Below are 17,922 nucleotides of genomic sequence, written 5' to 3'. Positions count from 1 at the left end.
TCGCGGCCGCTTTCCAGCCGAGGTCGTGCGGCGTCGACCAGGCCAGGCGGAAATCGGGTCCGTGGGTCATGGTGTCGGTCGTGACCACGAAACGTCCGTCGGGGGCGGAGAGCACGGCGGCGTCGTCGCCCGAGCCGACGAGGGTGGAGGCCGAGTCGGGCAGGCGCGGGAAGATGCGCGCGAGCACCGCGGCCTCCCCCAGCTCGCCCAGCGTCCCGCCGGCGGTGTCGACCGCCGTCTCGCCGAGCCCCGTCATTCCGCCAGGCTAGCCTGGACGTGATGAGACGCATTCCGGCCATCCTCGCCGCGCTCGCCCTCGCGACGGGCCTCGCGGGCTGCTCGGCGACGGTCGCCCTGTCCCCCGCCGCCCAGTTCGCGAACGATCCCGGCTGCGCCGACGTCATCGCCCGCCTCTACCACCCGGAGCCGCAGGCGATCGGCGACTACGCGCTGCGCACCACCGACGCGCAGGGCACCGCCGCGTGGGGTGCCCCGACCGTCGCACTCCTCTACTGCGGCGTGCCGGTGCCCGAGGTGTCCGACGTCGACTGCATCGAGTACAACGGCATCTTCTGGCTGCGCGAGGTGGTGGATGCCGGCTACGCGTTCACGACCTACGGACGCGACCCCGCCATCCGCGTCGTCGTCGACGACGAGATCACCGGTGGTCCCGGAGTGGCGCTCGACGAGATCTCAGAGGCGGTGTCGTACCTGCCCGAGAACGGGCGGCAGTGCCTCGACACCGACGACACCGTCACGCCGTCGAGTTGAGGGCGGTCAGGTCGGCGCGTCGACCACACCGTAGATCGTGGCGTCGCGCCTGGTCGCGGCGGCCCACCACTGTTCCCCGTAGGACCAGTGCCACCACTCCTGCGGGTAGGGCGCGAAGCCGGCGTCGGTGAGGCAGGATGCGAGCAGTCGGCGCAGGTCTCGCACCGCTCCCGGCTGATCCTCGAACGACGTGAGCGCCGCCGCCGCGTCGAACGCGTCGAAGTCGGTCCCGAGCGCGACGGCCCGCCCTTCGATGGTGAGGGTGAGGTCGACGGCGCCGCCCGTGGTGTGCGGCGCGAGCAGGCCATCGTCCGGGTCGGCGACGAACCCCTCGCCGAGGTCGGGATGCCGCTCCCGGTAGTACGCGAGCAGCCGATGTTGGAAGTCGACACTGCGCCACCCATCGAGCACGAGTAACCCGAACGGTTCGGGGAGCGCCGCGTGTGCCGCGACGAGCCGCTCGACCGTGCCCGAGCGCAGCAGCGGCGACGCGCGTGCCGGTAGCGGGAGTTCGTCGTAGACCAGTCGCCGGGGCAGTTCCGGCGGGAGCTCGATCAGCGGTTCGCCGAGGTCGTGGACGCGCGGAGGGGCACCGTCGTCGAGCGACGGGGGCAGCGTGAGCGGCGGCGCCGGCGGAACCCGCATCCCCGCGGGGATGGGGTCGAGCCTGATCACGCCGCGCCCCCGCCGCTCTGACGTTGCCAGTGGAAAAGGATGCCGCTGCCGGGCCAGAGGACCGCGTCACGGCCTGTCGAGAAATGCACCTCCTGGGTGCTCCCCGTCGTGCGTCGACTGAGTTCCGGATGGCCTTCCTGGTGGAGCCCCCTGCCGAAGAAGTGGCTGGCATTGAGGGTGACGCCCGGGTGGTCGCGCAACTTGAACTCGACCTGTGTGTGACCGGCGCAGTAGTAGCCCGAGAAGGCTACCGGGAAGTCGCACTCGGCCGGGTCGAGGAAGGCGTCGATGCGCACCCTCACGAGCTTCCGCTCGGTCGATCGCTCGAAGACATCCCTGGTCCTGAATCGGACGACGTCCTGCTCGCGGGCATCCTCGGGGTCGGGCTCGACGGCGACGAGCGAAACGTCGCGAGAGTCGATCTCGAGCAGTGGCTGACACGTCGCGATCACGGCGCGACGCCACGCCTCGGGGTCGAGGCCGTCCAGCGGCACGAGCTCGCGGAGGATGCACTCGGGATTCTCGAACTCGCGCATGAGCGCGTCCCGCGTGCGGGTGATCGATACCACGGCGCTCGGCGGGTTGTCGCGCGGATCGTCGCGGGCCAGGATGCGTTCCGAGCGGCTGTCGGCGGTGAACGGCACCACGCGGAGCGTCTCACCGTCGAAGTCGCGATCCTCGGGCTTGTGCACCTCGATGCGGTAGTCCATGTCGTAGACGACCTGCCACCGGTGACGGGAGGCGTCCAACAGGGGGGCCAGCGCCTGCCGCCAGACGAGGTCTGACCAGCTGGAGTCCGGGGCGCGTCCGTCGTCGTCGCTGCTCGCCGCCCCGATGAGGGCCTTCGCCAGGAGCACCTGGTCTTTGACGGGGATGAGCCGACGCACATGCGAAGGCTTGAGCCGCCACAGGTCCTGCTTCAGCTCGGGTGCGAAGGACAGACCGATCAGCACCGAGGCGAGCACGAGGAGCACCTGCTGGATGACGTCGACGATCGGCGGCACCGGGTCGATCGCGGTGTAGAGCACGAAGTAGACGACGAAGCAGAGCGCCGCGGCGACGATGTTGAAGCGGATGACCGGTCGGGCCAGGTGTCGGCGGAGAGCGCGAAGGGCTTTCGCGAGCAGACTGCCACGGGTCTCCTCGCGAGCTGCCGTCGCCCGCCGAGCGACCGTGGGGGCGGGCATCAGCCGCGCGGCCCGTCGAGACCGACGAGCTTGGCCGCGATGCCCCCGGCCGCCCGGAGCGCCGCCCCCGCACCGAACCCGCCGACCGGCAGCCGGAACGGGCGGTCGCGGGCCTCGACGAGCGCGGCGCGCAGCACCTCGGCGGCCGACGCGGTCGGCGCCCACAGGTAGAGCGAGAGCGCCCCGGGGATCGAGTTCACCTCGTTGACGAAGAGTTCGCCGGTCGCGGTGTCGTGGAGCAGGTCGACGCGCACCACGCCGGTGAGCCCGGTGACCTCGGCGACCCGGCGCGCCATCCGGTCGGCCTCGGCCGCGACGGCGGCGGGAAGGTCGGCGGGGAACTCGCGCGGAGCGCTCGTGAGTCCGGCGTGGGCGCCCGAGCCGCCGGCGAGGTACTTCTCAGCGTACGAGTAGAGGCCCGTCTTCGTGTCGCCGCGCAGCGGCTTCTCGACCGCCGTGGTGAGCAGCTCGGGGAAGGTGCGGAACGAGATGTTGAGGTCGACGAGCTCAGGGCGGTACGGCTCGACGACGGCACCTGCGCGCAGCTGGGCGCTCGCCGCACCGATGCCGCGGGCCGACGCGATGTCGTCGGCGATCTCGATGCCGATCGACGATCCGCCGAACCGCGGCTTCACGATGTACGGCCCGGGGAAGGTCGGCTCGACGGTCGGCGACAACGCCTCGCGCGGGAGCGTCGCGACACCCGACACGCCCATGAGCCCACCGAAGGCGAGCTTGTCCATGCCGACGGCTCCGGCGAACAGACTCGACCCGGTCGCGGGGATGCCGAGGAGGTCGAACACCGCGGCCGCGCCGCCGCCCTCGCCGACACCGCCGTGCAGGCAGAGCAGGGCCGCATCGACGACGATCTTGTCGGTGCCGAGGCGCTTGCGGCGGTAGAGGCCCGGGTCGCCCGACAGGATCAGGTCGACGGGCTTGGCTCCCGTGGGCACGCCGTCGAGGTAGTCCTTCGCCTCGCTGCCAGCGGGCACCTGGAACCACTCGCCCGACGGCGCCCAGTACAGCGCGACGACCTCGTCGCCCGCGCCGGTGAGCACGCGCTCTGCCTGGAGGCCCGTGAGGATCGAGATCTCGTGCTCGGGGGACGGACCGCCGAAGACGACCGCCCACGTCGACCGGCCCGTGCTGACGCCACTCATCGCTGTACTCACCACTCCCTGGCCTGCTTCCCGACGCCCTGGCTCAGGGATAGTGATCGGGGATGTCGTTCTCGTAGAGGATAACGCCTCGCTCGCCCGCGATCTCCAGCGCGGCCGCGACCGCCGTCGGACGGTCGGCGAGCGCGCGCGGCGCGTGGCGGCCGCCCGAGGCACCCTCGAGGAGGGCGCGGCGGTTGGTGCGTCCGAGCACGAGCAGGTGCCCGCCCTCGGCGGCGATCGCGGCGGCGAAGGCGCGGTTGCGCTCGGACTGCACCGGGCCGAGCTCGATCATTCCGGGGCTGACGACGACGAGCTCTCCGCCGCGGGTGCGGGCGAGTTCCGCCGCGGTGGCCACGGCCGTGGCGGCGCCGACCGGGTTGGCGTTGTAGGTGTCGTCGATCACGGCGGCACCGGAGTCGGCGTGCACGATCTCGGCACGGTGCTGAGCGCCCCGCAGGCCCGCGAGCCGCGGGGCGACGGTGTCGAGCGAGAGCCCGAGCGCGACGGCGATACCGATCGTGACGGCCACGTTCACGGCGTGACCGGCCGGCGGCAGTTCGAGGGTCGCGGTCTGCCGCTCCCCCGCGGCACCGCGCACCGACACGCGACCGGTGGCGGCACTCACGACCACGTCGGCGTCCGCCTCCGCGCGCACCGACACCGTGACGACGCGCTTGCCCTCGGCGCGGCAGCGCTCGACGAGCGCGACGAGTTCCGGCTCGTCGACCGGGAGCACGACCGTCGCGGCGCGCTCGGTGATCTCCGACTTCGCCCGGGCGATCGCGGCCCGCGAGCCCATCCGCTCGAGGTGTGCCTCACCGATCGTCGTGATCGCGGCGATGTCCGGCGGGAAGCTCTGCGACAGTTCGCGGATCTCGCCCTCGCCGTAGACCCCCATCTCCGCCACGAACACGTCGGTGCCCGGCACGACGCGGTCGTTGACGGCCCGCGAGAGTCCCATGAGGTTGTTGAAGGATGCCGGAGACGCGATGACCGAGAACGAGCCGTCGAGCACCTGCGCGACGTAGTTCTTCGTCGACGTCTTGCCGTACGACCCGGTGATGGCGACGATCTTGGGCCGCACCCGGGCGAGGCGTTCCCGCGCGCTCACCAGGAAGCGCCGCTGCAGCCGCTTCTCGACGGGACGCATCACCCCGAGCGCCGCGTCGGTGACGAGGGGCGCCAGCAGGAGCGCGATCGCTGGGCCGCCGGTACCCACGGCGAGGGTGAGCAGCGCCGCGACGAGCAGCATGAGCACGATCCAGACGCCGAGGAGGCGGCGGAGGCGCGGCGTCGGTGCGAGGGGTGAACTCGTGCCGCGCACCGGGAGGCCGAGCGGCACGAACGCGGCGACGGCGGCCGCGACGACACCCGCGTACGCGAGGGCGTGCAGCTGCGGGGCGAACGCCGCGACGACCGCGAGGGCGACCGCGACCGCCGCGACCGCGAGGTTGACCGGCTGCCGCGCGTACCAGAGCCGCGCGAGGCGCGTCGTCCAGCTCGGGATGTAGTGCTCCCGCTGGGCCACCCGCAGCCACCGGCTCGCGGTCGGCACGCCGGCCACGACCGCGACGACGGCGGTGATCGCGAGGGCGAGGGGCTCGACGAGGGCGATCATCCCCGACCCCCTCGCGGTGCGACGCCGTCGAGTTCGGAGAGCAGCGCGTCGAGCTCGTCGCGGACGGCGACGGCGACGGGGCCCTCGAGCAGGTGGCCGCCCGCCTCCTCGCGGTAGGTCGCCCCCGCCACGAGGCCGACCGCGATCCGGCCGCCCTCGGCGGGCGCCTGATCGTCGCGCGCGCCCCAGACCAGCCGCGTGGGCGCGGTCACGCGCGCGAGGTCGTCGCGGTAGTCCTCGTTGATGACGCGCACGAGCACGTCGCGCATCACGCCGGACGCGGCGCGATAGTCGGCGGAGCCGTGCTTCTCACGTTGCCGATCGAGTCGGGCCTGCGACACGAGGCCGCGGCGCGCGAGCCACCGCACGACGCGGTAGCCGAGGGCGGGCCGGCGGGCGGGGGTCGCGCGCACGAGCGGCACCCCCGTGAGCACGAGACCGCGCACGAGGTCGGGCCGTCGTGCCGCGATGCGCACCGCCACGCGGCCGCCGAAGGAGTGGCCGACGAGCACGACCGGTCCGGTCTCCTCGAGCGCGGTGATGACGTGGTCGGCGTACTCCGGCGTGCCCCAGACCTCTGCGGGCGTCTCGGCGATGCCGAACCCCGGCAGGTGCAGGGCGACGGCGTGGAGACCGTCGAGCAGGTCGACGAAGTCACGGCCGGATCGGCCCCAGCCGTGGAGGGCGACGACCTTCGGGGGAACCCCGCCGATCTTCTCGGCGAGGACGCGTCCTTCCGCCAGCACGGTGATCACGTCCCCCAGCGTACCGAGGGTTCTCGCCGCGGGAGCCCGCGGGTCACTCCCCCTGGGGCTCGACGGTGTCGGTGGTCAGATGCGGCGCGAGGTCGCGCGGCGGGAGCGTGCCGGCGAGCACCTCGGCGACCTGCATGACGATCGGCATCTCGACACCTTTCGCCGCGGCGAGCTCGAGCACCGGTGCGACCGAGGCGAGCCCCTCCGCCGTCTGGTTCATCTGCTTGACCACCTCGGCGTAGTCGTAGCCCTGGCCGAGCAGCCGACCGGCGGTGTTGTTGCGCGACAGCGACGACTCGCACGTCGCGATGAGGTCGCCGAGGCCCGCGAGACCCGACATCGTCTCGGCGAGCGCCCCGTAGGCGACGGCGAAGTCGGTCATCTCGACGAGCCCGCGCGTGATGATCGACGCCTTCGTGTTCTCGCCGTAGCCGACGCCGTCGACGATGCCGATCGCGACGGCGATGAGGTTCTTGAGCACTCCGCCGAACTCGGTGCCGATGACATCCGTGTTCACGAAGCAGCGGAAGTAGCGGTTGGTCGCCGCCATCGCGACATCGGATGCCGTGGCGAGACTCGCGCTCGACACGACCGCCGCCGTGGGCTGCTCTTTCGCGATCTCGAGGGCGAGGTTCGGGCCGCTCACGACCGCGACGCGTGCCGGGTCGATCTCGAGTTCGGCGAGGATCACTTCGCTCATGCGGGCGAGCGTGCCGCGCTCGACGCCCTTCATGAGCGACACGACGATCGCATCCGGCGGGATGAGGTCTTTCACGATGCGCAGGTTCTCGCGCAGCGACTGCGACGGCACCGAGAGGTAGACGTGCTCGGCGTCGCGCAGCACCTCGTCGAGGCGTGTGCTCGAGCCGAGCGTGCGGGGCAGGTTGATGCCCGGCAGGTAGTCGGAGTTGCGTCGCGACTGCATGATCTCGCGCGCGAGCTCCGGGCGACGGGCCCACAGGGCGACGCTGTTGCCGGCGTCGGCGAGGATCTTGGCGAACGTCGTGCCCCACGATCCTGCGCCGAGGACGGCGACCCGGCGACCGATGTCGGGGAGGACGAGGGGCTGGGTCATCGTCACCGGGCCATTCTCGCAGTACCGGGCGGGGGTGGGCGGATTGCCGGGTGGGTAGCCTGAGCCCATGGCTGCTCGCACGAGTCCGATCCGCGAGTTCGTCGCCGGGTTCGGAACGCTGGGCCGTGGTTTCGCCTTCTGGCGCGAGCGGCCGGGACTCATGTGGCTCGGGCTGCTCCCCGCCGCGATCGTGGCGGCGACGATCGTCGCGGTGATCGTCGTGCTCGGGGTCTTCGTCGATCCGATCACGACGTCGCTCACCGGCTTCGCCGCCGACTGGGGCGGCTGGCGCGACCTGCTGCGCATCCTGCTCGGCGTCGCCCTCGTGATCGCGACCCTGTTCCTCGCCGCCCGCACGTTCACGGCGGTGACCCTGCTGGTCGGCGCACCGTTCTACGACCGCATCCAGGCGGCGGCCGACGAGTCGCGCGGAGAGATCGCCGCCGGCACTCCGGCAGGCTTCTGGGCGACGGCGGGCGCGACCCTCGTGCTCGTCCTGCAGTCGATCGGCGCGAGCCTCGTCGTGCTCCTGCTCGGCCTCATCCCCGCCGTCGGGGCGGCGCTCGCCGCCGTGATCGGCTTCGTGCTCACCGCGTGGGGGCTCTCACGCGAACTGACCTTCGCGCCGCTCGCCCGCCGCGGGCTCGACGGCGGAGCCCGGTCCCGCGTGCGACGGGGCCGCCGGGCCCGCGCGTTCGGCTTCGGCGTCGCCGTGCAGCTGTGCTACCTCGTTCCGCTCGGCGCGGTGATCGCGATGCCCGCGGCGGTCGCCGGGTCGGCGTTCCTCACGCGGGACCTGCTCGAGGCCCCCGACCCGGTGGTCGAGTAGTCGCTGCCCGACCACCGGGCGCCGAGTCTCAGCCCGAGACGCTCACCGTCGCGCCGACGTGGTCGCGCGTCGTGGCGAGGTCGGCGCTCACGCGGGCGAGCGTCGCCCGGGAGACCTTCGAGTGCCGCGTCGAGCCGTCGATCGAGAGGTAGGGCTCCGCGCGTTCCCCGTCGGTGAGGTAGACGGGCTGCACGAGCGTCCAGTCGAGGCCGCTCGCCCGCACGATGTGCTCTTGCACCTCGGTATCGGCGATCTGCGGCTTGATCATGACGGCGAACAGCACTCTGGAGGCGAACGGCAGCAGGTGCCGCGTCTCGCCGACGCCGTAGGACGACTGCACGACGATCCGCTCGATGCCGGCACGGCGGGCGGCCGCGACGATCGCGTGCGTACCCCGCGAGCGGATGTCGTCGTAGGTGCCGCTCGCGCCGCGGAGTCGGACGCGCATCATCGGCTCGGAGATGCCGAGGATGACGACCACCGCGTCGTGCCCGGGCAGCACGCGGTCGAGGTCGTCGGGGTTCGTCGCGTCACCCGGCACGCGGGCGAGCCCGGGCCGGTCGGGGAGCTCGCCCGCACGGCGGGCGAAGGCGGTCACGGTGTGACCGCGGTCGAGCAGTTCGTCGCAGACGGCGCGGCCGGATCCACCGGAGGCGCCGATCACCAGGATTCTCATGCCCCGAGCTTCCCTTCCCAGGGCGGGACGTTCTATCGTCAAACGTCTGCATTGATTGATCGATCGTCCTAGGAGGTGCGGTGACGGACACCTTCGCCCTGACCGCCCCGTGGCGCCCGCGCGACCCGCTCACCGACGCCCTCTACGACGTGCGGATGCGCGGCGCCTTCTACTCCTGGACCGAGTCGACCGTCCCCGTCGCGGTGCGGATGCCGACCCTGCCCGACGCGCTCGGCTTCCACATCGCCGCGCGCGGGAGCGTGTGGCTCGAGTTCGACGACGCCGACCCCGTGCTGCTCGAGCCGGGCCACGTCGCGATCGTGCCCCGTGGCCTCGGTCACGTGCTGAGCTCCCGCCCGGGCATGCCGACCCTGGGCCGCGCGGACGAGCTGCCGCAGACCTACCTCGGCGACCACTTCTCGGTGCTCCGGATCGGACCCGAGGCGACGCCCGAGGCCCCCGCCCCCGTCGCGGTGCTGTGCGGCATCGTCGCGTTCGACTCCGCGGAGGCGCAGGAGGTGCTCGCCGTCCTGCCGCACGTCATCGTGCTCTCGACGACCGAGCATCCGAACCTCCGCGCCCTCGTGACGCTCATCGTCGACGAGATGGTCGACCCGCGCCCCGGCGGCGAGGCCGTCGCCACCCGCCTCGCCGACGTGCTCGTCGTCGAGGCCGTGCGTGCCTGGCTCGCGGCGGAGCCCGACGGCGGCGTCGGCTGGCTCACCGCGTTCCGCGACCCCGCACTCGGACCGGTGCTCGCCGCCGTGCACCGCGAACCCGGGCGGGCATGGACACTCGACGACCTCGCCTCGGGCGCCCGGATGTCGCGCTCCGCGTTCGCCGCCCGCTTCACGAGCGCCGTCGGCATCCCGGCCATGCAGTACGTGACCGAGTGGCGCATGCGCGCGGCACGGCGGCGGCTGCTCGCCGGCGACACCGTCGCGAACGTCGCCGGGATGTTCGGGTACGGCTCGGAGGCGGCCTTCAGTCGCGCCTACGCGCGCGTCACAGGCGAGACGCCCGGTCGCGTGCGGAGGGCACGCGTCACCGCGTCGGCGGGGTGAACCTGCCCCATTCGGTCTGACCGTGGGCGACGGGGTTCCAGCGTTCGGCGGGCGGTGTCTCGCCGCGCAGCTCACCGACCAGACGGGCGATCTCGTCCATGAGCACCGTCGTCGCCTCGACGAGGGCCTTCGGGTCGCTCGCCCGACCGGCCCACGGCGTGAGGTCGATCGGCGCTCCGACGAGCATCTCGACGCTCTTGCGGGGGAACAGCGAGAGTCGCCCGCCGTAGCGGGGCAGGATGCGCTGCACGCCCCAGTGCGCCATCGGCACGAGCGGGATGTCGTGCTGCAGGGCGAGCCGCACGGCGCCCGACTTGCCGCGCATCGGCCACTCGTCGGGGTCGCGGGTCAACGTGCCCTCGGGGTAGACGATGACGGCGAGCTCCTCGTCGATGAGCCGCGTCGCCGCCTTGAGCGGGTCGGGTCCCGAGCCGTCGCGCTCGACCGGGATCTGGCCCGTGAAGCGCAACAGCCAGCCGAGGGCCGGCACCTTGAACAGGCTCGCCTTCGCGAGGAACCGCGGCACGCGACCCCCTCGCCAGACGAGGTAGGCCGTCGTCAGCGGGTCGAAGTTGGTGACGTGGTTGGGCGCGATGACGAACGCGCCGCGCTTCGGGATGTGGTCGAGCCCGCGCATCCGGTACCGCGCGACGAACTCGAAGATCGGGATCGCGATGCCCGCCACGACCCGCCAGCGGAGGATCTTCTCGGGCCTGCGTCGCGCCATGCACCCGAGACTAGTGGGGCCCGCCGGGCCCGCAACGGAGGCTAGACGAGGTCGAAGTCGGCCCCGAGGCTCTCGAGCTTCTGCACGAAACGCTCGTAGCCGCGGCTGATGAGCCCGAGGTTGCTGACGGTCGACGTGCCCTCGGCCGCGAGGGCCGCGATGAGGTAGCTGAACCCGCCGCGCAGATCGGGGACGCGCACATCCGCCGCATGCAGCTTCGTCGGACCCGTGATGACGGCGGCCTGCTCGAGCTTGCGTCGCGGCACGCGCCGGGTCACCGACTCGAGCCCGTCACTGTGCACGACGATGTCGGCGCCCATCTCGACGAGCGCGTCGGTGAAGCCGAGGCGGTTCTCGTACACGGTCTCGTGCACGACCGAGACACCCTCGGCCTGCGTGAGCGCGACGATGAGCGGCTGCTGCCAGTCGGTCATGAAGCCGGGGTGCACGTCGGTCTCGACCTGCACCGGTGTGAGCGGCCCACCCGGGTGATAGAACCGGATGCCGTCCTCCTGCACGTCGAACGCGCCGCCCACCTTGCGGAAGACGTTGAGGAACGTCATGAGCTCCTGCTGGCGCGCACCGGCGACGAAGATGTCACCCTGGGTCGCGAGCGCGGCCGAGGCCCACGATGCGGCCTCGTTGCGGTCGAAGATCGCGCGGTGGGCGTAGCCGGTGAGCTGGTCGACGCCCTCGATGAAGATCGTGCGGTTGGGTTCCATCCAGATGATGGCGCCCATCTTCTGAAGGATCGCGATGAGGTCCATGATCTCGGGCTCGATCGCGGCGTTCTTCAGCTCCGTCACGCCCTTCGCGCGCACGGCCGTCAGCAGCACCTGCTCGGTGGCTCCCACGCTCGGGTAGGGCAGCTCGATGTTCGCGCCGTGGAGACCCTGGGGAGCGGTGATCCGGATGCCCTCGTAGGACTTGTCGACGATCGCCCCGAAGGCGCGGAGGGCGTCGAGGTGGAAGTCGATCGGGCGGTCGCCGATGCGGCAGCCGCCGAGGTCGGGGATGAGCGCCTCGCCGAGGGCGTGCAGCAGCGGCCCGCAGAACAGGATCGGGATGCGGCTCGAGCCCGCGAGCGCGTCGATCTCCGCGAACTTGGCGCGCTCGACGTTGGACGGGTCCATCACGAGCACGCCGTCTTCGGGGCTCGTCACCGCCACCCCGTACGCCTGGAGCATGTTGGTGACGACCTGGATCTCGGAGATCTGCGGGATGTCGCTCAGCACACTCGGCGTGCGACCCAGGAGCGAGGCCACCATCGCCTTGGTGACGAGGTTCTTCGCTCCGCGCACGTCGACGCGGCCGTGGAGCGGCTTCCCGCCGCGGATGACGATCGAGTCGGCCTTGAGGCCCACGCGCTCCCCGGCCTTCGCCGCGTCCTTCGCGAGCCCGTCGAGCTCCGAGGCATCGTTCACGAGGGTTCCCATTGTTTCTGCGACTTCCGGTTCAGCGGACGGGGAGAGTCGTCGGCCTCCAAGGCTCGCGCCCGGCTTCGAACTCGGTGATCCGCGCTTCGTCGCGCAGCGTGAGCCCGATGTCGTCGAGCCCTTCCAGCAATCTCCAGCGAGTGTAATCGTCCACCTGGAATGACGCCTGGAGGTCGCCGACGGTCACCGTTCGTGCTAGGAGGTCGACCGTCGCGGCGACGCCCGGCTGCGCCTCGATGGCCGCCCAGAACGCCTCGATCTCGGGCTCCGTGACCGTCGCGGCGAGCAGTCCCTGCTTGCCGGAGTTGCCGCGGAAGATGTCGCCGAAGCGCGGCGCGATGACCGCCTTGAAGCCGTAGTCGCGGAGGGCCCAGACCGCGTGCTCGCGCGAGGAGCCGGTGCCGAAGTCGGGGCCGGCGAGGAGCACGGTCGCCCCGGCCGCCCACGGCTGGTTGAGCACGAACGTCTCGTCTTTGCGCCACTCGTGGAAGAGGGCGTCGTCGTAGCCGGTCTTCACGATGCGCTTGAGGAACACCGCGGGAATGATCTGGTCGGTGTCGACGGCGCTGCGCGGCAGCGGGATGGCGGTGCCGGTGACGGTCTCGAACTTCTCCACGGTCAGACCTCCACCGATCTCGATACGCCGACTTCGTCGGCTACTCGATCCCCGAGATCCGACGGTGCCGAGAGCGTGCCGCGGATGGCGGTGGCAGCCGCAACGACGGGCGACACGAGGTGCGTGCGCCCGCCCTTGCCCTGGCGTCCCTCGAAGTTGCGGTTGCTCGTCGACGCGCAGCGCTCCCCCGGCGCGAGCTGGTCGGGGTTCATGCCGAGGCACATCGAGCAGCCCGCGAAGCGCCACTCACCGCCGAACTCCTCGACGATCTTGTCGATCCCCTCGGCTTCGGCCTCGAGCCGCACGCGCGCCGAGCCCGGCACGACCATGACGCGCACGTGGTCGGCCTTCTTCTTGCCCTTGATGATCGACGCGAAGGTGCGCAGGTCATCCAGTCGGCTGTTGGTGCACGACCCCATGAAGACGGCGTCGACCCTGATGTCCTTCATCGGCGTGCCCGCCGCGAGGTCCATGTACTCGAGCGCCCGCTCGGCGGCGGCCTTCTCGTTGGGGTCGGAGATGGATGCCGGGTCGGGCACGGTGTCGTTCAGCGAGACGCCCTGACCCGGGTTGGTGCCCCACGTGACGAACGGCTCCAGCTCGTTCGCGTCGAGGAAGACCTCGGCGTCGAACACCGCGTCGTCGTCGGTGCGCAGAGTCTCCCAATAGGCGACCGCCGCATCCCAGTCCGCGCCCTGCGGGGCGTGCGCGCGACCCTTGAGGTAGTCGTACGTCGTCTGGTCGGGGGCGACCATGCCCGCCCGCGCGCCCGCCTCGATCGACATGTTGCAGATCGTCATGCGGCCATCCATCGACAGCGCGCGGATCGCGGAGCCGCGGTACTCGAGCACGTAGCCCTGGCCGCCGTTGGCGCCGATCTTCGCGATGACGGCGAGGATGATGTCCTTCGCCGTGACCCCGGGGCGGAGCGTGCCCTCGACCGTGATCGCCATCGTCTTGAACGGGGTGAGCGGCAGCGTCTGCGTCGCCATGACGTGCTCGACCTCGCTCGTGCCGATGCCGAACGCCATCGCGCCGAAGGCTCCGTGGGTCGAGGTGTGCGAGTCGCCGCAGACGACGGTGATGCCGGGCTGGGTGAGCCCGAGCTGCGGTCCGACGACATGCACGATGCCCTGCTCGATGTCGCCGAGCGGATGGAGCCGCACGCCGAACTCGGCGCAGTTCTTGCGCAGCGCCTCGATCTGCGTGCGACTCGTGAGGTCGGCGATCGGCTTGTCGATCTCGAGCGTCGGGGTGTTGTGGTCTTCCGTCGCGATCGTCAGGTCGGGGCGGCGGAGCCGTCGACCGGCCAGCCGGAGACCGTCGAAGGCCTGCGGGCTCGTCACCTCGTGCACGAGGTGGAGGTCGATGTAGATGAGGTCGGGCTCGCCGTTCTCGCCCTGCTTGACGAGGTGTTGCTGCCAGACCTTCTCAGCGAGGGTCTTCGCGGGGGCCGCGGGGTCTTGGGTGCTCACGGGTGCGTGGTTCCTTCAGGGTCTCGAGTGAGATCGGCCACAACGGCACTCCGCGACGAGGGGGCCGGGGCTAGGCCTCGTCGCGGCGAGGAAGGAGAAGGAGCCGCGCGAGCATGCTCCGAGGGTAGCACCGCTCGGTGGAGTACTTCAGGCCGAGGGCAGGAGCGCGAGGTCCTCGACGGTCACGAGACGCGACTCGATCGCGTACTCGATGAGCCGGGCCCGTCGTCGGGTGGCGAGCGACCCCCGTCCGCCGCGCAGCCCCGCGACGCCGGCCCGGTCGAGCCGGTCGCAGACGTTGTCGAGTTTGCGGTTGAACGCGATGAGGCTCCAGCCGAGACGGGCGGCGGCTTCGGCGGACGTCGGGAAGTCGGCGACCGCGCCCGGCTGGCGCAGCGAGCGCTCGCAGAGCACGACGAGCAGCAGCTTCTGGTTGTGGGTCAGCCGCGGGAGTTCGACGCGGTCGGGACGCAGTTCGGCCGAGGTCGCGGTGGCGGTATAGGGAAGTTCTCCGTGCACCGTGAACTCGTAGGTGGTGCGGCCGGCCGCGAAGACCACCTGCGTGGGTCCGAAGACGAGGGGTACCCGGTCGCCCGGCAGGAGCTCGGCGGAGACGCGACCGCCCGGGTCGCTCACCTGCACTCCGCGAATCGACGCCGAGCTTTCGATCCACCAGGTGCCACCGACCGCCGTCAGCACGAGCAGCGTGCTCTCGAGGTCGGGATTGTCGTCGATGACGAGGTCGCCCTCGCGCCCGACCGTGAAGGGCTCGCCCGCGCGCGCGTCGAACCACTCGCCGCAGTACTCGATCCTCAGCGCGTGCAACACTCGAGTCCCCTTCCGGTCCCCATCCTGGGCAGAGGTGGACGTGTCCCCAAGCCCCGGTTTCCGTTGGCACCCGTTTGGGGGACAGAACGCTCGTCCGCATCTGAGCGCGATGCCCCGCCGACCCGCTACCGTGAAGAAAACCCGCTCGCGCACCGTCGTCCACCCCCCAGGGAACGGTATGGACCCGAACCGCGTCGTCCTCGTCGACGACCACGAGATCATCGCCCTCGCCCTCCGCGAGGCGGTCGCCGAGGTGCCCGGACTCGAGTTCGTCGGCGTCGTGCCGACCGTCGATGCGGCGCTCGCGGAGCACCCGGATGCCGGTCTCGTCGTGCTCGACCTGCGGCTGGCGGACGGCTCGTCGCCGATCGGCAACGCCGATCGTCTCGTCGAGCGCGGTGCCGCAGTGCTCGCCTACACCTCCGGGGAGAACCCCCACCAGCTCCGCCTCGCCGCGTCGGCGCCGATCCTCGGCATCGTGCGCAAGTCGGCTCCGCTCGCGGTGCTCGTCGACGCCCTCCGACTCGTCGCACAAGGCCGGCCGGTCATGTCGACCGAGTGGGCGGCCGCGGTCGAGTCCGATCCCGATCTGGATGCCGCCGGCCTGAGCGTCAAAGAGCAGGAGGTGCTACGACTCTTCGCCGCCGGACTCAAGGTGCAGTCCGTCGCGATCTCGACCAAGGTCGCGGCCGGAACGGTCGAGGACTACATCCGCCGCATCCGCGCCAAGTACGCGCGCATCGGACGCACCGCCGACACGAAAGTCGATCTCTACAAGCGCGCGGTGGAGGACGGCTTCCTGCCGCTGCCGGACTCGGGCCCCTGATGGCCGAGGCCGGGCGCGGGGCAGCCGTCGACGGGGTCACCCGCACGATGGCGCTCGCGCTCGGGGTCGCCGCCGTGCTGCTGTCGATCGTGGCGCTGCCCTTGTTCCTCGTGCAGTACGGCGTCGCCCACCCGGTGTGGACGTGGGCCGTCGCGGTCGGGATGTTCGTCCCGCCGCTCGTGGCGGCGATGCTCTCGCCGTGGGTGCCACCCCGCGTGCTGCGGGGGCTCGCCGCGAGTGCCGCGATCGCGCAGCTCCTCGGGCTCGCACTGCTCGTGCCGGCGCTGCCCGGAGGATCGCTCGGCGGGCACTACGGCACCCCCTGGCCGCTCGCCGCGACGGCCACCGGCACCACGGCCGCGGCGGTCGCGTGGCGGGCCGGTCCCGCGTTCGGCTATCTCGGTGCGACCATCGTGCTGCTCGGCCTCGACCGCTACCTCGCCCTGCCTTCGCCGAACGTCGAGCTCGCCGTCCAGGACGCGCTGTACACGCTGATGTTCAACGTGGTGTTCGTCGCGCTCGCCCTCACGACTCGTCGCGCGGGTGTCCGCCTCGACGCGGCCGCCGACGCCGCCGCCGCCGAGACGCGGATCGCCGCGGCCTCCGCGGCCCGGCGGCGGGAGCGCACGCGCGTCGAGGCGCTCTTGCACGACAACGTGCTCGTCGCCCTGCTGGCCTCCTCGCGGGGCTCGGAGCGGGCCGCGGCGCAGGCCCGCTCCGCCCTCGAGGAGCTCGACGCCGTGCCCGACGACGAGGTGCCGCTCGACGACACGACCTGGGTCTGGCGCCTGCAGGCCCTCACCACCGACCTCGCACCCGGTGCCCGCTTCAGTCACGAGCAGCGCCCGAGCGACGACGACGGAATCCCCGCGGAGGCCGGCCGCGCCCTGCTCGAGGCGACGGCCGAGGCGGTGCGCAACAGCATCCAACACGCAGGGACCGCGTCGCGGGCGGTGCACGCACGGATCACCGAGGAGGTCGTCGAGGTGACCGTGCTCGACGACGGGGCGGGTTTCGACCCCGCGCAGCTGCCGCCCGGACGACTCGGGCTCACGGTGAGCATCCTCGAGCGGATGCGCACCGTGCCGGGCGGCGCGGCGGCGGTGGTCTCCCGGCCCGGGGTCGGCACGCGCGTCTCGCTCACCTGGCGGAGGGCCGCGTGACCGTCGCGCCGCGAGTGCCCGCACACGACGCACGGGATGCTCTCGCGCCCGACGTCGGACCGCTGCTCGGGCTCACCGGCCCCGGGGCCTGGGCGATCTCGGCGCTCTTCGCGGTGACGTTCACGACCCTCGCGGGCTTGTCGGGAGGCGAGCCGATGCGCTCGCCCCAAGGCTGGCTCGTGCTCGGCCTCGTGCTCGCCGCGGCCGGCGCGCTCGTCGTGCCCGGCCCGTATCCGCTGCCGTTGCCGCTCGCCCTCGGTGTCGTCGCGGTCGTCGCGGTCGGAACGGCTGTGATCGTCTGGCGGCTTCCGACGAGCGGCTGGCCCGGTTGGGGCGGGTGGATCTTCGGCGCGAGCACGTTCCTGCTCTTCATGGTCGCGCTGCGCGGGCGGGTCGGGTGGGGTGCGTTCGGCATGGCCGTCGTCGTCGGGATCACGATCCACTGGACGATCACGACGACGGGCGACTGGCGCCGCGGCTTCGACCTCACCTACGCGCAGGTCTTCTCCTACTGCGCGGTCGCCTTCTTCGCCCTCCTGCTGCGACGCACCGCGCGACAGGTCGCCGAGTACCGCGACATCGAGGCCCGACGGCTCGCCTCGGAGGCCGCACAGGAGACCGCGACCGACGAGCGACGCCGCCACCTCGAACGGGTACGGCGGGATGTCGGTCCCGCCCTGGCGGAGATCGCCGCGGGGCGCACGACCGCGGCGTCGCGCGTCACCCACGGACTGCTGGAAGCCGAGCTCCGCGACCAGATCCGCGGGCGAGCGCTCGCTCGGGCACCGTTGCCCGACGCTCTCCGCCGCGCGCGGAACCGAGGCGTCGAGATCGTGGTGCTCGACGACCTCCGCGAGGAGTCCGCATCCGCGGTCGAGCTCGCCCCCGCGATCGCGTGGGCCGCCGACCGCGTCGCGATGCTGAACGACGGGGAGGCGACCCTGCGCCTCGCCGCCGTGCAGGGGCGCGTGACCATGACCTTCGCGACCGCCGACACCGTCGAGGCCTTCGAGGTCACGAGGATCTAGCGTCCTCCGGAAG

The 17,922-nt window shown here is 72.0% G+C and carries 19 protein-coding genes; 6 read left to right on the top strand and 13 right to left on the bottom strand.

Going from position 1 to position 17,922, the window contains the following annotated elements; all coding sequences use genetic code 11:
- Window positions 1-256 (bottom strand): AIR synthase related protein (locus ACO1X9_RS03270; protein WP_486349394.1); only part of this gene is annotated, 256 nt, incomplete at its 3' end.
- Window positions 257-279: 23 nt separating this feature from the next.
- On the opposite strand from ACO1X9_RS03270, the gene ACO1X9_RS03265 reads away from it, so the two are divergent.
- Window positions 280-771 carry a DUF3515 family protein gene (locus ACO1X9_RS03265; protein WP_486349393.1) on the top strand — a complete coding sequence of 164 codons (492 nt, stop codon included), beginning with the start codon at window positions 280-282 and terminating at the stop codon, window positions 769-771.
- Window positions 772-777: 6 nt separating this feature from the next.
- Here ACO1X9_RS03265 and ACO1X9_RS03260 read toward each other — a convergent pair whose 3' ends face one another.
- The 6 genes from ACO1X9_RS03260 to ACO1X9_RS03235 are packed head-to-tail and all read right to left on the bottom strand — an operon-like array spanning window position 778 to window position 7,241.
- Complete coding sequence (locus ACO1X9_RS03260) at window positions 778-1,446, bottom strand: M15 family metallopeptidase (RefSeq protein ID WP_486349392.1); 669 nt, start codon at window positions 1,444-1,446, stop codon at window positions 778-780.
- Window positions 1,443-2,633 (bottom strand): hypothetical protein, encoded by a 1,191-nt coding sequence (locus ACO1X9_RS03255; RefSeq protein ID WP_486349391.1) that lies wholly within the window; start codon window positions 2,631-2,633, stop codon window positions 1,443-1,445. The genes ACO1X9_RS03260 and ACO1X9_RS03255 overlap by 4 nt, the downstream gene beginning before the upstream one ends.
- Window positions 2,633-3,793 (bottom strand): D-alanine--D-alanine ligase family protein, encoded by a 1,161-nt coding sequence (locus tag ACO1X9_RS03250; protein WP_486349390.1) that lies wholly within the window; start codon window positions 3,791-3,793, stop codon window positions 2,633-2,635. Before ACO1X9_RS03250 ends, ACO1X9_RS03255 begins: the two co-directional genes overlap by 1 nt.
- Before the next feature lie 43 nt (window positions 3,794-3,836).
- The gene (locus ACO1X9_RS03245; RefSeq protein ID WP_486349389.1) at window positions 3,837-5,411 is read right to left on the bottom strand and encodes a Mur ligase family protein; all 1,575 of its coding nucleotides are present in this window, start codon (window positions 5,409-5,411) and stop codon (window positions 3,837-3,839) included.
- Window positions 5,408-6,166 carry an alpha/beta fold hydrolase gene (locus ACO1X9_RS03240; RefSeq protein WP_486349388.1) on the bottom strand — a complete coding sequence of 253 codons (759 nt, stop codon included), beginning with the start codon at window positions 6,164-6,166 and terminating at the stop codon, window positions 5,408-5,410. The genes ACO1X9_RS03245 and ACO1X9_RS03240 overlap by 4 nt, the downstream gene beginning before the upstream one ends.
- A 43-nt stretch (window positions 6,167-6,209) precedes the next feature.
- Window positions 6,210-7,241 carry an NAD(P)H-dependent glycerol-3-phosphate dehydrogenase gene (locus ACO1X9_RS03235; protein ID WP_486349396.1) on the bottom strand — a complete coding sequence of 344 codons (1,032 nt, stop codon included), beginning with the start codon at window positions 7,239-7,241 and terminating at the stop codon, window positions 6,210-6,212.
- A 67-nt stretch (window positions 7,242-7,308) separates the two neighbouring features.
- On the opposite strand from ACO1X9_RS03235, the gene ACO1X9_RS03230 reads away from it, so the two are divergent.
- The gene (locus ACO1X9_RS03230; RefSeq protein ID WP_486349387.1) at window positions 7,309-8,070 is read left to right on the top strand and encodes an EI24 domain-containing protein; all 762 of its coding nucleotides are present in this window, start codon (window positions 7,309-7,311) and stop codon (window positions 8,068-8,070) included.
- A 28-nt stretch (window positions 8,071-8,098) separates the two neighbouring features.
- Here the strand turns inward: ACO1X9_RS03230 and ACO1X9_RS03225 are convergent, their stop codons facing one another.
- Complete coding sequence (locus ACO1X9_RS03225; RefSeq protein WP_486349386.1) at window positions 8,099-8,746, bottom strand: NAD(P)-dependent oxidoreductase; 648 nt, start codon at window positions 8,744-8,746, stop codon at window positions 8,099-8,101.
- A gap of 80 nt (window positions 8,747-8,826) precedes the next feature.
- Here ACO1X9_RS03225 and ACO1X9_RS03220 point away from each other — a divergent pair, with 80 nt between their 5' ends.
- Window positions 8,827-9,810 (top strand): AraC family transcriptional regulator, encoded by a 984-nt coding sequence (locus ACO1X9_RS03220; RefSeq protein WP_486349385.1) that lies wholly within the window; start codon window positions 8,827-8,829, stop codon window positions 9,808-9,810.
- Here ACO1X9_RS03220 and ACO1X9_RS03215 read toward each other — a convergent pair.
- The 5 genes from ACO1X9_RS03215 to ACO1X9_RS03195 all read right to left on the bottom strand — a co-directional run bounded on the left by ACO1X9_RS03215 (window position 9,791) and on the right by ACO1X9_RS03195 (window position 14,892).
- Window positions 9,791-10,537, bottom strand: coding sequence for a lysophospholipid acyltransferase family protein (locus ACO1X9_RS03215; RefSeq protein ID WP_486349384.1), 747 nt, complete (start codon window positions 10,535-10,537; stop codon window positions 9,791-9,793). The genes ACO1X9_RS03220 and ACO1X9_RS03215 overlap by 20 nt on opposite strands.
- 41 nt (window positions 10,538-10,578) lie before the next feature.
- Window positions 10,579-11,973 carry a UDP-N-acetylglucosamine 1-carboxyvinyltransferase gene (murA, locus tag ACO1X9_RS03210; protein WP_486349383.1) on the bottom strand — a complete coding sequence of 465 codons (1,395 nt, stop codon included), beginning with the start codon at window positions 11,971-11,973 and terminating at the stop codon, window positions 10,579-10,581.
- A gap of 19 nt (window positions 11,974-11,992) precedes the next feature.
- Window positions 11,993-12,589, bottom strand: a complete 597-nt coding sequence (gene leuD / locus ACO1X9_RS03205; protein ID WP_486349382.1) for a 3-isopropylmalate dehydratase small subunit — start codon at window positions 12,587-12,589, stop codon at window positions 11,993-11,995.
- Between the two features lie 2 nt (window positions 12,590-12,591).
- Window positions 12,592-14,064: a 3-isopropylmalate dehydratase large subunit gene (gene leuC / locus ACO1X9_RS03200; RefSeq protein ID WP_486349381.1), complete on the bottom strand. Its 1,473-nt coding sequence runs from the start codon at window positions 14,062-14,064 to the stop codon at window positions 12,592-12,594.
- A 147-nt stretch (window positions 14,065-14,211) separates the two neighbouring features.
- Entirely contained in the window at window positions 14,212-14,892 is a 681-nt protein-coding gene (locus tag ACO1X9_RS03195) for an FHA domain-containing protein (protein ID WP_486349380.1), read from the bottom strand.
- 178 nt (window positions 14,893-15,070) lie between these two features.
- On the opposite strand from ACO1X9_RS03195, the gene ACO1X9_RS03190 reads away from it, so the two are divergent.
- Genes ACO1X9_RS03190 through ACO1X9_RS03180 form a run of 3 tightly spaced genes read left to right on the top strand, consistent with a single transcriptional unit; the run spans window position 15,071 to window position 17,909 of the window.
- Entirely contained in the window at window positions 15,071-15,718 is a 648-nt protein-coding gene (locus tag ACO1X9_RS03190; protein WP_486349379.1) for a LuxR C-terminal-related transcriptional regulator, read from the top strand.
- Window positions 15,718-16,881, top strand: coding sequence for a sensor histidine kinase (locus tag ACO1X9_RS03185; RefSeq protein ID WP_486349378.1), 1,164 nt, complete (start codon window positions 15,718-15,720; stop codon window positions 16,879-16,881). Before ACO1X9_RS03190 ends, ACO1X9_RS03185 begins: the two co-directional genes overlap by 1 nt.
- Window positions 16,878-17,909 carry a hypothetical protein gene (locus ACO1X9_RS03180; protein WP_486349377.1) on the top strand — a complete coding sequence of 344 codons (1,032 nt, stop codon included), beginning with the start codon at window positions 16,878-16,880 and terminating at the stop codon, window positions 17,907-17,909. The genes ACO1X9_RS03185 and ACO1X9_RS03180 overlap by 4 nt, the downstream gene beginning before the upstream one ends.
- Window positions 17,910-17,922: the final 13 nt, after the last annotated feature.

Source organism: Pseudolysinimonas sp., assembly GCF_057350545.1.
Note: the sequence above shows the minus strand (reverse complement) of the source record. Positions and strands in the feature narration are given on the sequence as shown.

Bases quoted from the DNA above. Each gene is read 5' to 3' on its own strand.
- ACO1X9_RS03255 (WP_486349391.1), bottom strand. From the start codon at position 2,633: ATGCCCGCCCCCACGGTCGCTCGGCGGGCGACGGCAGCTCGCGAGGAG.
- ACO1X9_RS03225 (WP_486349386.1), bottom strand. From the start codon at position 8,746: ATGAGAATCCTGGTGATCGGCGCCTCCGGTGGATCCGGCCGCGCCGTC.
- ACO1X9_RS03245 (WP_486349389.1), bottom strand. From the start codon at position 5,411: ATGATCGCCCTCGTCGAGCCCCTCGCCCTCGCGATCACCGCCGTCGTC.
- ACO1X9_RS03235 (WP_486349396.1), bottom strand. From the start codon at position 7,241: ATGACCCAGCCCCTCGTCCTCCCCGACATCGGTCGCCGGGTCGCCGTC.
- ACO1X9_RS03230 (WP_486349387.1), top strand. From the start codon at position 7,309: ATGGCTGCTCGCACGAGTCCGATCCGCGAGTTCGTCGCCGGGTTCGGA.
- murA (WP_486349383.1), bottom strand. From the start codon at position 11,973: ATGGGAACCCTCGTGAACGATGCCTCGGAGCTCGACGGGCTCGCGAAG.
- ACO1X9_RS03265 (WP_486349393.1), top strand. From the start codon at position 280: ATGAGACGCATTCCGGCCATCCTCGCCGCGCTCGCCCTCGCGACGGGC.
- ACO1X9_RS03190 (WP_486349379.1), top strand. From the start codon at position 15,071: ATGGACCCGAACCGCGTCGTCCTCGTCGACGACCACGAGATCATCGCC.
- ACO1X9_RS03185 (WP_486349378.1), top strand. From the start codon at position 15,718: ATGGCCGAGGCCGGGCGCGGGGCAGCCGTCGACGGGGTCACCCGCACG.
- ACO1X9_RS03215 (WP_486349384.1), bottom strand. From the start codon at position 10,537: ATGGCGCGACGCAGGCCCGAGAAGATCCTCCGCTGGCGGGTCGTGGCG.
- ACO1X9_RS03250 (WP_486349390.1), bottom strand. From the start codon at position 3,793: ATGAGTGGCGTCAGCACGGGCCGGTCGACGTGGGCGGTCGTCTTCGGC.